This window comes from uncultured Marivita sp., assembly GCF_947488135.1.
GTDB lineage: Bacteria > Pseudomonadota > Alphaproteobacteria > Rhodobacterales > Rhodobacteraceae > Marivita.
This window is the reverse complement of sequence record NZ_CANKYW010000001.1, coordinates 1,185,374-1,198,456: the sequence shown is the minus strand read 5'-3', so window position 1 is coordinate 1,198,456 and position 13,083 is coordinate 1,185,374. Positions and strand designations below refer to the sequence as shown.

The following is a 13,083-nucleotide window of genomic DNA, read 5'->3' as shown; positions in this document are numbered from 1 at the left end:
CCGATTGCCCTGTCGCGCAAAGACTGCAAATCTGGCGTTAACGAAGCCCGAAGACAGCGCGCGCACTCTCAAGATCGTTGCGCAATCATCTGGAAAGATTATGAAAACCGCAGAAGATATCATTCGCCACCTGAACCTTGCCCCGCATCCCGAGGGTGGACACTACCGCCAGACCTGGATCGCGGACGGTCCCGGCCGCCCTGCCGGGACGTGCATCTACTTTCTGCTGTCACGCGATGAGCGGAGCCATTGGCACAAGGTCGATGCGACCGAGATCTGGCATCATTACGCGGGTGCGCCCCTGATCTTGTCGCTGTCGGAAGGGGATGCAGGGCCGACGACCGATCACGTTCTCGGGCCGGATCTTTTCGCCGGTCAGAGCCCGCAGATCATCGTGCCGCCGCATCACTGGCAGGCTGCGCGCAGCACCGGCGACTGGACGCTGGTCGGCTGCACTGTCAGCCCCGCATTCCTGTTCGACGGCTTCGAATTGGCACCGCCGGGGTTTGACATTCCCCGCGCCACTTGACACGGAGACGCGCATGACCGTGCCTTACCTGACCCCGCTGTCTCCGGACCAGCAGCGCACCTTCGGTGTGACCGATCCCTGGCCGCTGGCCATCGCCGACCGCGTGCGCTTTGCCGAACTGGACCCCCTCAACCACGTCAACAACGTGGCCTACCTGACCTGGTTCGAAAGCGCCCGTGTGGCCTATTTCAAGCATGTCGGGATTTCGAGCTACGAGGACGACGCGGTCGAGCCGCGCATCGTGATCCGGCGGGGCGAGATCGACTGGCTGCAAGAGATGCGCGCGGACGAGGATTACGTCATCCTGTCACGCGCGGTCGATTACCGAAACACGAGCTTCACCATGCAGCAGGAGATCTGGGCGGGCGGCACCAAGCGCGCGGCGTTCACTTGCGTGATCGTGCTGTTGCAGCCCGACGGCAGCGGGCGCATGCCCATCCCTGCCAATATCCTGCGCCATTTTCACGAGGTGGACGGGGTGGAAAGGCGCGCCGACGCGCCTTGACCAAGCACGTTCGAACGTACGTGTCACGCGGTTTTCAAACCGCGCCGAAAGGGGTTTCGAAACCCCTTTCCCGCGTTACGAATAGCGTTTTACGTATCCCAGAAGGGCCTGCGTGCTGCCATCCTTGCCGTCGGCCGGTGCATCACCGCTGACCAACGGTCCGAGCGATGTGGCCAGTTCCTTGCCAAGCTCCACGCCCCATTGGTCGAAGGAGTTGATGCCAAGGATCACGCCCTCCACGAAGACCCGGTGTTCGTAGAGCGCGATGATCTGGCCCAACACCTCTGGCGTCAGCTTCGGCATCATCAGCGTGGTCGAGGGCCGGTTGCCCGGAAAGACCCTGTGCCGCGCCTGGCGTTCCAATTCGTCGCCGGTCAGGCCCTTCTTCGCCATGATCGTGCGCGCCTCGTCCAGCGAGCGTCCGCGCATCAGCGCCTCGGACTGCGCGAGGCAATTGGCGATCAGCAGTTCGTGGTGGTGGCGCAGGTCGGGCTCGTGCCCTTCGGCGGCAACCATGAATTCGCAGGGAACCACCCGTGTGCCTTGGTGAATCAACTGATAAAAGGCGTGCTGGCCATTCGTGCCCGGCTCGCCCCAGACCACGGGTCCGGAATTGACCGGCAGGGTCGCGCCATCCATCGCCACCGACTTGCCATTGCTCTCCATTTCCAGCTGCTGGAGATAGGCGGGCAGCCGCGACAGCCGGTTGTCATAGGGCAGCACCGCGCGGGTCGCGTGGCCCAAGCCCTGATTGTGCCAGACACCGACCAGCGCCAGCAGAACCGGCATGTTCTCGTGCAGAGCGGCCGACCGGAAGTGCAGGTCCATCGCCTGCCCTCCGCGCAGAAACGCCTTGAAGCCGTCCGGTCCGATGGCGATCATCAACGACAGGCCAATCGGCCCCCACATGGAATAGCGGCCACCGACCCAATCCTCGAAGCCCAGCACGCGCTCGGACGGGATGCCCCACTCGGCGGCGGCCTCGGCGTTCGACGACAGCGCGATGAAGCGCCCATTGGTGCTGACGCCGTGTTCCTTCAACCACGCGCGCGCCGTGCGGGCATTGGTCATGGTTTCAATGGTGGTGAAGGTTTTGGAGGCGACGATGAACAGCGTCTTCTTCGGATCGAGCCCGCGTAGCGTGTCCGCAATATCCGCCGCATCGACGTTGGACACGTAATGGCAGCGCGGCCCGTCGCGATAGGGCGACAGGGCAAGATAGGCCATCGCCGGACCCAAATCTGAGCCGCCGATGCCGATATTCACGACATCCGTGATGTCGGACGCGCGCACATCCTTCGCAATACTCTCCATGCGCGCCAATGTTGCCAGAACCTCGGGCATCACGTCCTGCCCATCGACCAGCACCGCGTCGCCATCCAAATTGCGCAGCGCCGTGTGCAGCACCGCGCGGCCTTCGGTTTCGTTGATCCTGGCCCCAGAGAACATCGCGTCGCGTCGGGCTTCGACCTCTGCGGCCTTGGCAAGGTCAATCAGCACGTCGCGGGTGGTCGCGTCGATCTGGGTTTTCGAGTAATCGAAAAGCAGGTCCAACGCGCTCAGGCTGAACGCCTCGGCGCGGTCGGGATCGCTGTCAAAGAGACCAAGGATCGACCGGTCGCGGCCGGCCTCAGCGGCGGATTTCAAGGCGTCCCACATCGTCATCACTCCGCCCAATGGACCGTTGCGCCGTCGATAACGGCATTGATCGGCGCATCTTCGGGCAACATGCCCTTCGCCTTTTCGAGCGCGTCCCGCTTTTCGTGTCCGAAGATCAGAACATGCTTGCGCATCGCTTCATTGAGCACCCGCGCGCTGAGCGTGATGCGTGGTTCCGGCGCGCCCGGTGCGCGCATCGGCACCAGGATCGGCGCATGTGGATCGAGCGCCTTGTCCAACTGATCCGCGCCCGGAAAAATCGACGCGGTGTGCAGGTCGGTGCCCATGCCCAGAAGGACCACGGCCAAAGGCAATTCGTCCACGATTTGCGATTCAAGCTCGGCGAGCACCTCTTCGGGTTCGTGCGCCGGAACATAGAGCGGGAGCAGTCGCGCCTTCGCTGCCCGGTCCACCAAAAGCCGTTCGCGCAGCAGACGCGTGTTGGATCTGTCGCTGTCTTCGGGAACCCAGCGTTCATCGGTCAGCATCACGTCGACCCGGCTCCAATCCAGATCGGCGGCGCAGAGATCGTCGAACACCGGTCCGGGCGACGTGCCGCCAGGCACGGCCAGAACAACGCGGTCCTCATGGGTCAGGATGGTACGCAGATCGCCCGCCAGCTTGTTGGCCAGGTCCATCGCGAGCAGTTCGCGGTCGGGATAGGTCTGCAAATCATATGTCATGCTTTCACCTCTCGCCATTTCCGTCCGTCCCGGTGCATCAGCATCAGCGCGTCTTCGGGGCCTGAGCTGCCGGGATCGTAGAGTTTGGGCACATCATTGCGCGCTTGCCAGCCTTCGATCAATGGATCCGTCCACGCCCATGCCGCCTCAACCTCGTCACCACGCATGAAAAGCGTCTGGTTGCCGCGGATCACATCCATGATTAGGCGCTCGTAGGCATCGGGCGCTTCTTCGGCGTCGGGGCCCAGCGCCTCGGCAAAACTCATGTCGAGCGGCACGTCCAGAAGGCGCATGCCTCCCGGCCCAGGCTCCTTGATCGTCACGTCGAGTGTCATGCCTTCGTTGGGCTGCAACCGGATCGCGAGAACGTTGCGGTGCCGCCCGGCATCCGCGCCGAAAATCGAATGGGGCGCGTCCTTGAACACGACCGCGATTTCCGACGCGCGCGCCTTGAGCCGCTTGCCGGTGCGCAGATAGAACGGCGTTCCCGCCCAGCGCCAGTTCGAGATGTGGCACTTCATGGCGATGAAGCTTTCGGTGCGGGACTTGGGGTCTTCCACATCCTCGCGGTAGCTTGGGCCGTCCTCGTCGGCATCGTATTGACCACGGACGATATGGTGCCAATCCACAGGCTCGAGCGCGCGGATCACCTTGAGTTTCTCGTCGCGCACCGCGTCGGGATCGAACTTTGCCGGTGGTTCCATCGCGATGAGACAGAGAAGCTGCATCAGGTGGTTCTGGACCATGTCCCGCATCGCGCCGGACTTGTCGTAATAGCCCCCGCGCCCACCGACACCCACGGTTTCGGCAACCGTGATCTGAATGTGATCGACATATTGCGCGTTCCAGAGCGGCTCGAACAGCATGTTGCCAAAGCGGACGGCCATCAGGTTCTGAACGGTCTCTTTGCCAAGATAGTGATCGATCCGGTAGATCTGCGTTTCGTCGAAATGCTTGGCAAGCGTCGCGTTCAGGGCTTTGGCGCTTTCGAGATCGTGCCCAAACGGCTTTTCCACCACGATACGGCTGTCCGGCGTGGCGAGGCCGAACCGGTGAAGTCGCTCCGCCAGATCGCCGAAAAGCGAAGGGCTGACGGAGAAATAGAAGGCACGCACGCGGTTTTCGCGCATCTTGCCATTCAGTTCTTTCCAGCCGCCATCGCCCTTCGCGTCCGTCGTGACATAATGCACCGTCTTCAAAAACGCATCGAGTGTTTCGGGCTCACCCGCATGCATGCCGCCGAATTCCGCGATGGAGTCCGTGACCATCTCCCGATACTCGGCGTCGCCCATCTCGGATCGTGCCGCACCGATGATCTGGGAGCCTTCTGGCATCTGCCCCGCGCAAAAGCGCCGGAACAGGCCGGGCAAAATCTTGCGACGGGCAAGATCGCCCGTGCCACCAAAGATCACCAGGTCAAACGGATCAACGGGAATAACGCGAGACACCATGGCGCGGTCCTTCCGATTCTGCTTCGCTCCGGGCCTTGTTAGCGCTAACGAAGCAGATGTAAACTTATTTCGCAACGAATGGGCGCATCCTACCACCCAAACAGGCGGCTGCAATCGGGTTACAGGACCGGCAGGCAAAGCGCCGCGTGCCACAATCATCGCGCTTGAACCTGCGGCACCTGCATGTCACCACCGCGCCAATTAAGGAGACACGGATGCCACCGCGCAAAATCATCATCGACACCGATCCCGGCCAGGACGACGCGGTCGCGATCCTTCTCGCACTCGCCTCTCCCGAAGATCTGGAGGTCCTGGGTATCACGGCGGTCGCGGGCAATGTGCCTCTGCCTCTCACGGAAAAGAACGCGCGGATCGTGTGCGAGCTGGCGGGCAAACCGGACACCAAGGTCTTCGCGGGATGCGACGCGCCGATCGCGCGCAAGCTGGTCACGGCAGAGCATGTGCATGGCAAGACCGGCCTCGACGGACCGTCCCTACCCGACCCGACGATGCCGCTCCAGGACCAGCATGCGGTCGACTTCATCATCGACACGCTGCGCACCGAACCCGCGGGAACGGTGACGCTCTGCCCGCTGGGCCCGCTCACCAACATCGCCGTGGCGCTGCAACGCGCGCCCGACATCGCGAACCGCATTCAAGAGATCGTCCTCATGGGCGGTGCCTATTTCGAAGTGGGCAACATCACTCCGGCGGCAGAGTTCAACATCTATGTCGATCCCGAAGCGGCCAAGATCGTGTTCGCCTGCGGCGCGCCGATCACAATCATGCCGCTCGACGTGACGCACAAGGCGTTGGTGACGGAGCCGCGCAACAACGCCTTCCGGGCGCTTGGAACGCCCGTCGGCGTCGCAGTGGCGCAAATGACCGATTTCTTCGAACGGTTCGACAAGGAAAAATACGGCAGCGCGGGCGCGCCTTTGCACGATCCCTGCGTCACCGCCTACCTGATCCGCCCGGACCTGTTCACCGGACGGCACATCAATGTGGAGATCGAAACCGGGTCTGATCTGACGCTGGGCATGACGGTCGCCGACTGGTGGGGCGTCACCGACAGACCCGCCAATGCAACCTTCATGGGCGACATCGACTCCGACGGGTTCTTCGCTCTTCTTACGGAAAGGCTGGCCCGGCTATGAGATCCCTTCATCTCGCCACACCCGAAGACCTGCCAAAGCTCCTGCCCCTGGTCGCCGCGTTCCACGAGCATCAGCAGTTCAACACCACGCCGGAGCATCAACACGATGCCATCCTGCCGCTGCTTGAAGGCAGCCCGCACGGTGCTGTCTGGCTGATCGGCCCGCGCCGCGCGCCGGTGGGTTATGTGGTCGTATCCTTCGGCTGGTCGGTGGAATACGGCGGTTTGGACGCCATCGTGGACGAATTGTTCGTACGCAACGCTGTCCGCAAACGCGGCATGGGATCGGACGCGCTCAACGGTCTGGCGAAGGCGCTCAAGGATGGCGGCATCAAGGCGTTGCACCTCGAAGCCGACCTCGGCAACGAAACCCTCAAGCGCTTCTACGAACGGGCCAAGTTCTTCACCCGCGAGGGCTATGCCTATATGTCACGCGAGCTTTGAGCGTCAGCCGATCGACGACACGACAATGATCATCAGCAGCGAATAGAGCATGATGCCCCCACCGATCAGCCAAACCGGGTAATTGCGCCCGACGCTGGCCTTGGCGAGTTCCTTGGCCTGGTAGATCAGGTCCGGCCATGTGTAGCTGACGAAATCGCCCTGCGTGAAGATCACCTGGATACGCCCCTCTGCGTCCACGACAGGCAGGCGACGGAAGCGTTCGTTCGACATGATGCGTAGCCAGTCGACCACGTCATCGGTCTCGCGTGCAAGCCGGGGATCCTTGGTCATGATCTCTTCCAGCGTGGTCTTCTGGGCATCCTTGCCCGCCGCCACCAACTTTTTCATCACGTCGCGTTCCGTCGCGATGCCGATCACCTTCTGATCCGCATCCACCACGACGACCGATCCGAAATTCTTGGCGCTCATCTCGGTCACGGCCTCTGCGACCGTGGCGGTGGGCGGGAAACACAACGGTTTCGGTTTCGATGAGAATTCCGGACGATCCTTGAGTTTCATCCCGTACGTATTCGATGCAGCCATACCGTAACTCCTTTTTACCTTTCTATTGAGCCTAGCGCCGATCTCATAAAGGCAAGCCACTGGTGGCGCGCGACAAGCGGTCCTATATCTCGGGCATGACCCTGCATATTCCCTTCGACAACAGTTACGCCGCCCTGCCCGACAGCTTTTATTCCCGCGTCGAGCCGGAACCGGTGAAAGACCCGTCGCTCATCGCGATCAATGAACCTTTGGCGCGTGAGCTCGGCATTGACGGGTTGGACGACCCGATGCTTGCCGCGATATTTGCGGGCAACGCGGTGCCTGACGGCGCGTCGCCGCTGGCGCAGCTTTATGCCGGGCATCAGTTCGGCCAGTACAACCCGCAGCTTGGCGATGGCCGCGCGGTCCTTTTGGGGGAAACGGTCGGCAAGGACGGCATCCGCAGGGATATCCAGCTCAAAGGCTCGGGCCGGACGCCCTATTCCCGGATGGGCGACGGGCGCGCCTGGCTGGGTCCGGTGCTGCGCGAATACGTGGTCAGCGAAGCGATGCACGCTCTGGGCGTGCCGACCACCCGCGCGCTGGCCGCCGTGCGCACCGGGGAACGAGTTGTCCGCGAACGCCCCCTGCCCGGCGCGGTGCTCACCCGCGTCGCCCAAAGCCACCTGCGTGTGGGCACGTTTCAGGTATTTGCCGCCCGTGGCGACATCGCGTCTTTGCAGACCCTGTTCGACTATGCCGTCGCGCGGCACTACCCTGAAGCAACCGATCCCGCGACCTTCCTCGATGCGGTGATGCGCAGACAGGCGGCGCTGGTCGCACAATGGCTCAGCCTTGGTTTCATCCACGGCGTGATGAACACCGACAATTGCAGCATTTCGGGCGAAACCATCGACTATGGCCCCTGTGCCTTCATGGACAGTTACCACCCGGCGACGGTCTTTTCCTCCATCGACCGCTTCGGGCGCTATGGCTACGCGGCACAGGCCGATATCATCGTCTGGAACATGGCTCAACTGGCCACGGCACTCCTGTCGCTGATGCCCGACCCCGAAGCCTCGGTCGAGGCGTTCACCGCGAAAATCCACGCCATGCCAGAGATGATCCGCGCCGAATGGCTGTCGCGGTTCGGCAAGAAGATCGGGATCGCGCAGGCGGTGCCGGAAGACGCGACGCTGATTACCAACCTGCTGGCGCTGATGGAGGATTCGGAGACCGATTTCACCAACACTTTCCGGGGTCTCGTCGACGGCACCGCGCGCGACCTGTTTGCCGACCCCACGGGTTTCGACCAGTGGACCGAAACCTGGACCGCGCGGATCGACGGGGAAGACGATCCCGAAGGCGCCATGCGCGCCGCGAACCCGGTGCTGATCCCGCGCAACCACCGGATCGAAGAGATGATCCAAGCCGCTGTAAACGGCGATGACAGTCTCTTTCACAGGCTTAATGCTGCCTATGCGGCCCCTTACGAGGACGCGCCCGACTACGAAGACCTGCGGCGTGGTCCCCTGCCGACCGAGGTCGTTCAGGCGACGTTCTGCGGCACCTGAAATCCGGCTCACGATCATGCCCCGGTGCGTGAACCGATCCGGGGTCCCTGCACTCCCGGGCCACAACTGTCGCCAGAGCACGGCGAATCTGCCATCCTGACCCCGAACAACATCGGAGTACGGATATGAGTCTCATGGGAACACTGGCCAAAGTGGCCATCGGATACGCAGCTGCCCGCGGTGTCGATTCGCTTTCGGGCGGCAAGGGGCTGGGTGGCCTCATGGGCGGAGCGCAGGTTCCCGGGGACAACCCGATGGCCAAGATGCAGGCGCAGTTCGGGCAGATGATGGGCGGCGGAAGCGGTGACAATCCGCTGGCCGGCATCATGGACAAGCTGCAATCCGGGGGGCTCGACCTGTCGTCTCTGATGGGTGGCGGCGCGGGTGCTCCGGCCGGTGACAAGGGCGGGCTGCTGTCCCAGATGGCTGGCAGCGGCGGTGCGGGCCTTGCCGGTATCCTTGCGGCGGCCGGAGGCATGGCGGCGACGGGCGGCAAGAACATGGGGGGTCTCATGGACCAGTTCGCGAAATCCGGTGCCGCCGCACCGCAGGCCGAAGAAACCGCCGCTCTCATGCTGCGCGCGATGATCCAGACCGCCAAAGCCGATGGCGGCATCGACGAGGCGGAACGCGCCAAGATCCTCGAAACCGTGGGCGAGGATGCCGACGCCGAAGACATCGCCTTCGTGCAGGAACAGCTCGCGGCGCCCATTGACGTCGAAGCTCTGGCCAAGGACACGCCTGCCGCACTGCGCACGCAGGTCTACGGGGCCTCTCTCATGACCATCCGGCTCGATTCCCAGGCGGAGGCGCAGTACCTGCATGAACTCGCCACGGCGATGGGGCTCGATCAGCCCACGGTCAACGCGCTGCACATGCAGATGGGGGTTCAGCCGCTCTATAGCTGATACCGAGACCGCTTTATGAAGGGCATTTTGCTGGCGTGTCTGGGTGTGCTCATCCTCACCCCGGACGCGCTTCTGATCCGTTTGTCGGGGCTGGAGGCCGCGCCGCTTGTGGCGTGGCGCGGTCTGGCGATGGGATCGCTGTTCCTGATCGCAGCCGTTCTGACCGGGCAGATGCGCCTTTTCCCGCGTCTGGCCTCGTCCGCCGGTATAGGGCTTGTTCTGGCACAATGGGCAAACGCGTCGCTCTTTGCGCCAGCGATTGCCTTGGCACCGGTCGCCCTTGTCCTGATCGCGGTCGCAACGGTGCCGATCTGGGCGGCGGTCCTTTCACGCGTTCTGTATGGCCAGCCCACCCGCCCGGCGACATGGTTCACCATAGGGGCGGTCAGCGTGGGCATCATCCTCGCCACAACGGGCAAGAGTGATGTCGCGGTCACGACGACATCCGTCATCGGCGTGCTCTGCGGGCTTGGCGTCGCGCTGAGCCTCGCGCTCAGCTTCACCCTGCTGCGCCACAACCCCGAGATGCCGCTCCTGACGGCGGTCGGCACCGGATCGCTTCCTGCGGGGATCACTGCGGTCGGCCTCACCTCACCCACTGCCATGACGTCAGGCACCACCTGGGCCATCGCCACGGCAAGCTTTATCGTTCTGCCGCTCTCATTCTACCTCATGTCCGAAGCCTCGCGTCACACGGCGTCGGTGAATGTCAGCCTTGTGCTGCTGCTGGAAACCGTACTGGGGCCGGTATGGGTGTGGGCGGTGATCGGCGAAACGCCATCCGCGACCATGCTGATCGGCGGCGCCATCGTGATCCTGTCACTGGCGATCTATCTTGTGCACCTGCGCCGCCGGACATAATTTTTCGGGCGGCTCTTATGGCATTGCCCGACGGCTTTGGCTAAACCAAGCCGCACCAAGTGACGAGGCCCGGCGATGTCTGAAACCATCCTTTCCCGTTGTGAAGCGCAGGGCCTGCGCCTGACCGAACAGCGGCGCACGATCGCACAGGTTCTGGAGGACGCCGACGATCACCCGGACGTGGAAGAACTCTATGCCCGTGCGTCAGGCCGCGATCCCAATATCTCCATCGCCACGGTCTACAGGACGGTCAAACTGTTCGAAGAGGCCGGGATCCTCGAAAAGGTCGATTTCGGCGATGGCCGCGCGCGGTACGAGGACGCGGAACGCGATCACCACGATCACCTGATCGACCTGACCACCGGCACCGTGATCGAATTTGTCGACCCCGAGATCGAGGCGCTTCAGGAAAAGATCGCGGCAAAGCTCGGCTACCGGCTCAAGGGGCACAAGCTCGAGCTGTACGGCGTCCCGATCAAGAAATAAGCGGCCCCGCCTCGCAGGGTGCAATCGGTCTGGCCTCTGCCCGCAAAGAGGCGTAGCTCCCGCCACATGCTTGTTGTCCGTGCCATTCTTCTGATGATCCTCGCCATGGCGCTGCTCGCGCTCAGCGATATGTTCATCAAGCTGTCGTCGCGCAGCCTGTCGCCGGGGCATGTCATGTTCTATCTCAGCGCGGGCGGCACACTCTGCTTCGTGCTGATCGCCAAATGGCAGCGGGCCAAGCTGATCAGCCGCGATGCGCTGCACCCGTGGGTTTTGGCCCGCAGCGGGCTCGAGATCATTGGCGGGCTGGGCCTTGTTTTGTCCATCGGGGTCATTCCCCTGTCGCTCTTCGCCGCAATCATGCAGATGGCACCTTTGGTGGTCACGCTGGGTGCGGCGCTGTTCCTCAAGGAACCCGTCGGACCGCGCCGCTGGATCGCGATCTTCGTTGGCATCGTCGGGATGCTGCTGGTGATCCGTCCCGGCGCCGAGGGGTTCGAGCCGGCCGCGCTCTTTGCAGTGATGGGTGTATGCGGGCTGGGCCTGCGCGATCTGATCACCCGGCTTGCGCCGTCGCATATCCCGTCGATCTCGCTTGCCACATGGGGATTTTCGGCGACCGTCCCGATCGGCCTTGCGTTGATGCTTTTGACTGACGCGCCTGCGGACCTCACGCCCACCTCGGCCTGGCACATGGCGGCCGGGATCATCGTGACTGCCCTGGGCTATTACGCCGTGACGCAAGCCATGCGGATGGCGCCAGCCGCTATTGTGTCGCCCTTCCGCTACACGCGGCTGATCTTCACCATGAGCCTCGGCATCCTCGTGTTCGGTGAACGCCCCGACGGGCTGACCCTGCTGGGCGCCGGGATCATTCTGGCCGCCGGGCTCTACGCGCTCTACCGGGAACGGAAACTGGCGCTCGAACAAGACAAGCTTCGGACCCAAGCGGCGCGTTAGCGCTATCAGTCCCAGTTTACTTTACGTCCGTCCCTGCTATACCGCCCTCAAATCGCAGCTGCATCAGGACCAGAGCGCAATGAGCATCATCATCGACATCCACGCCCGCGAAATCCTCGACAGCCGGGGCAACCCGACGGTCGAGGTCGACGTCACCCTTGAAGACGGCACCATCGGGCGCGCGGCCGTGCCGTCGGGTGCCTCCACCGGCGCTTACGAAGCCGTCGAAAAGCGCGACGGCGACAAGAGCCGCTATATGGGCAAGGGTGTGCTCGAAGCGGTGGCCGCCGTGAACGGCGAGATCGCGGACGAAATCGTGGGGCTCGACGCGACCGAACAGGTCGGCATCGATATGACGATGATCGAACTTGACGGCACCGACAACAAGGGCCGTCTGGGGGCAAATGCCATTCTGGGTGTCAGCCTTGCCGTCGCGAAAGCCGCTGCGGATTTCACCGCGCAACCGCTCTTCCGCTACGTCGGTGGCACCTCGGCGCGTCTGCTGCCGGTTCCGATGATGAACATCATCAATGGCGGCGAACATGCCGACAACCCGATCGACATTCAGGAATTCATGATCATGCCGGTTGCGGCGGAAAACATCCGCGACGCGGTGCGCATGGGATCGGAAGTGTTCCATACGTTGAAGAAAGAACTGTCCGCCAAGGGCCTGTCCACCGGGCTGGGCGACGAAGGCGGCTTCGCACCCGAACTGGGATCGACCCGCGAGGCGCTCGATTTCATCCTGAAATCCATCGAAAAGGCCGGATACACCCCGGGTGACGATATCATGCTCGCCCTCGATTGCGCGGCGACGGAGTATTTCAAGGACGGCAACTACGTTTATGCCGGCGAAGGCAAAACACTGACCTCGGACGAAAACGTGGCCTATCTTCAGGCGCTGGTGAACGATTATCCGATCCTGTCCATCGAAGACGGCATGTCCGAAGACGATTGGGACGGCTGGGCCATGCTGACCGAAGTGCTTGGCGATAAGGTGCAGCTTGTGGGCGACGATCTTTTCGTCACCAATCCCGCCCGCCTTGCCGACGGCATCGCACGCGGCTGCGCCAACTCCATGCTGGTCAAGGTGAACCAGATCGGCACTCTGACCGAAACGCTCAAGGCCGTCGATATGGCGCACCGGGCCCGCTATACCAACGTGATGTCGCACCGTTCCGGCGAGACCGAGGACGCCACCATTGCGGACCTTGCCGTGGCCACAAATTGCGGGCAGATCAAGACCGGATCGCTCGCGCGGTCTGACCGGTTGGCCAAGTACAACCAGCTGATCCGCATTGAGGAAATGCTGGCCGAAACGGCTGAGTACGCAGGACGGTCGATCCTGCGCGGGTAGAGGTTCGAATTTTCCTTCGGAAAATCC

The 13,083-nt window shown here is 62.9% G+C and carries 14 protein-coding genes; 10 read left to right on the top strand and 4 right to left on the bottom strand.

Features of this window, described 5'->3' with window-relative positions; all coding sequences use genetic code 11:
* Nucleotides 1–100: 100 nt before the first annotated feature.
* Nucleotides 101–529, top strand: coding sequence for a cupin domain-containing protein (locus Q1B16_RS05955; protein ID WP_299785470.1), 429 nt, complete (start codon nt 101–103; stop codon nt 527–529).
* A gap of 13 nt (nt 530–542) precedes the next feature.
* Nucleotides 543–1,034 carry an acyl-CoA thioesterase gene (locus Q1B16_RS05950; protein WP_299785468.1) on the top strand — a complete coding sequence of 164 codons (492 nt, stop codon included), beginning with the start codon at nt 543–545 and terminating at the stop codon, nt 1,032–1,034.
* Nucleotides 1,035–1,109: 75 nt separating this feature from the next.
* Here the strand turns inward: Q1B16_RS05950 and pgi are convergent, their stop codons facing one another.
* From pgi to zwf, 3 genes are read right to left on the bottom strand one after another with little or no spacing between them, the layout of a single operon-like run.
* A complete protein-coding gene (pgi, locus tag Q1B16_RS05945) occupies nt 1,110–2,693 on the bottom strand; it encodes a glucose-6-phosphate isomerase (protein ID WP_299786016.1) in 1,584 nt (527 codons plus the stop codon).
* Between the two features lie 5 nt (nt 2,694–2,698).
* A complete protein-coding gene (gene pgl, locus Q1B16_RS05940; RefSeq protein ID WP_299785466.1) occupies nt 2,699–3,376 on the bottom strand; it encodes a 6-phosphogluconolactonase in 678 nt (225 codons plus the stop codon).
* Complete coding sequence (zwf, locus tag Q1B16_RS05935) at nt 3,373–4,827, bottom strand: glucose-6-phosphate dehydrogenase (RefSeq protein WP_299785464.1); 1,455 nt, start codon at nt 4,825–4,827, stop codon at nt 3,373–3,375. The genes pgl and zwf overlap by 4 nt, the downstream gene beginning before the upstream one ends.
* Nucleotides 4,828–5,042: 215 nt before the next feature.
* Between zwf and Q1B16_RS05930 the strand changes: the two genes are divergently transcribed.
* A complete protein-coding gene (locus tag Q1B16_RS05930) occupies nt 5,043–5,984 on the top strand; it encodes a nucleoside hydrolase (protein WP_299785462.1) in 942 nt (313 codons plus the stop codon).
* The gene (locus Q1B16_RS05925) at nt 5,981–6,427 is read left to right on the top strand and encodes a GNAT family N-acetyltransferase (RefSeq protein WP_299785460.1); all 447 of its coding nucleotides are present in this window, start codon (nt 5,981–5,983) and stop codon (nt 6,425–6,427) included. Before Q1B16_RS05930 ends, Q1B16_RS05925 begins: the two co-directional genes overlap by 4 nt.
* 3 nt (nt 6,428–6,430) lie before the next feature.
* On the opposite strand, the gene Q1B16_RS05920 is transcribed toward Q1B16_RS05925, so the two are convergent.
* Nucleotides 6,431–6,970, bottom strand: coding sequence for a CBS domain-containing protein (locus Q1B16_RS05920; protein ID WP_299785458.1), 540 nt, complete (start codon nt 6,968–6,970; stop codon nt 6,431–6,433).
* A 95-nt stretch (nt 6,971–7,065) separates the two neighbouring features.
* Here Q1B16_RS05920 and Q1B16_RS05915 point away from each other — a divergent pair, with 95 nt between their 5' ends.
* The 6 genes from Q1B16_RS05915 (at nt 7,066) to eno (ending at nt 13,056) form a co-directional block, all read left to right on the top strand.
* Complete coding sequence (locus Q1B16_RS05915; protein WP_299786014.1) at nt 7,066–8,484, top strand: protein adenylyltransferase SelO; 1,419 nt, start codon at nt 7,066–7,068, stop codon at nt 8,482–8,484.
* A 125-nt stretch (nt 8,485–8,609) separates the two neighbouring features.
* On the top strand, nt 8,610–9,392 hold the full coding sequence (locus tag Q1B16_RS05910) for a DUF533 domain-containing protein (RefSeq protein ID WP_299785456.1): 783 nt from the start codon (nt 8,610–8,612) through the stop codon (nt 9,390–9,392).
* Between the two features lie 15 nt (nt 9,393–9,407).
* Nucleotides 9,408–10,253: a DMT family transporter gene (locus Q1B16_RS05905; RefSeq protein ID WP_299785454.1), complete on the top strand. Its 846-nt coding sequence runs from the start codon at nt 9,408–9,410 to the stop codon at nt 10,251–10,253.
* 75 nt (nt 10,254–10,328) lie between these two features.
* Nucleotides 10,329–10,739, top strand: coding sequence for a Fur family transcriptional regulator (locus tag Q1B16_RS05900; protein ID WP_299785452.1), 411 nt, complete (start codon nt 10,329–10,331; stop codon nt 10,737–10,739).
* A 66-nt stretch (nt 10,740–10,805) separates the two neighbouring features.
* A complete protein-coding gene (locus Q1B16_RS05895) occupies nt 10,806–11,699 on the top strand; it encodes a DMT family transporter (protein ID WP_299785450.1) in 894 nt (297 codons plus the stop codon).
* Between the two features lie 79 nt (nt 11,700–11,778).
* Entirely contained in the window at nt 11,779–13,056 is a 1,278-nt protein-coding gene (eno, locus tag Q1B16_RS05890) for a phosphopyruvate hydratase (RefSeq protein WP_299785448.1), read from the top strand.
* Nucleotides 13,057–13,083 lie beyond the last annotated feature (27 nt).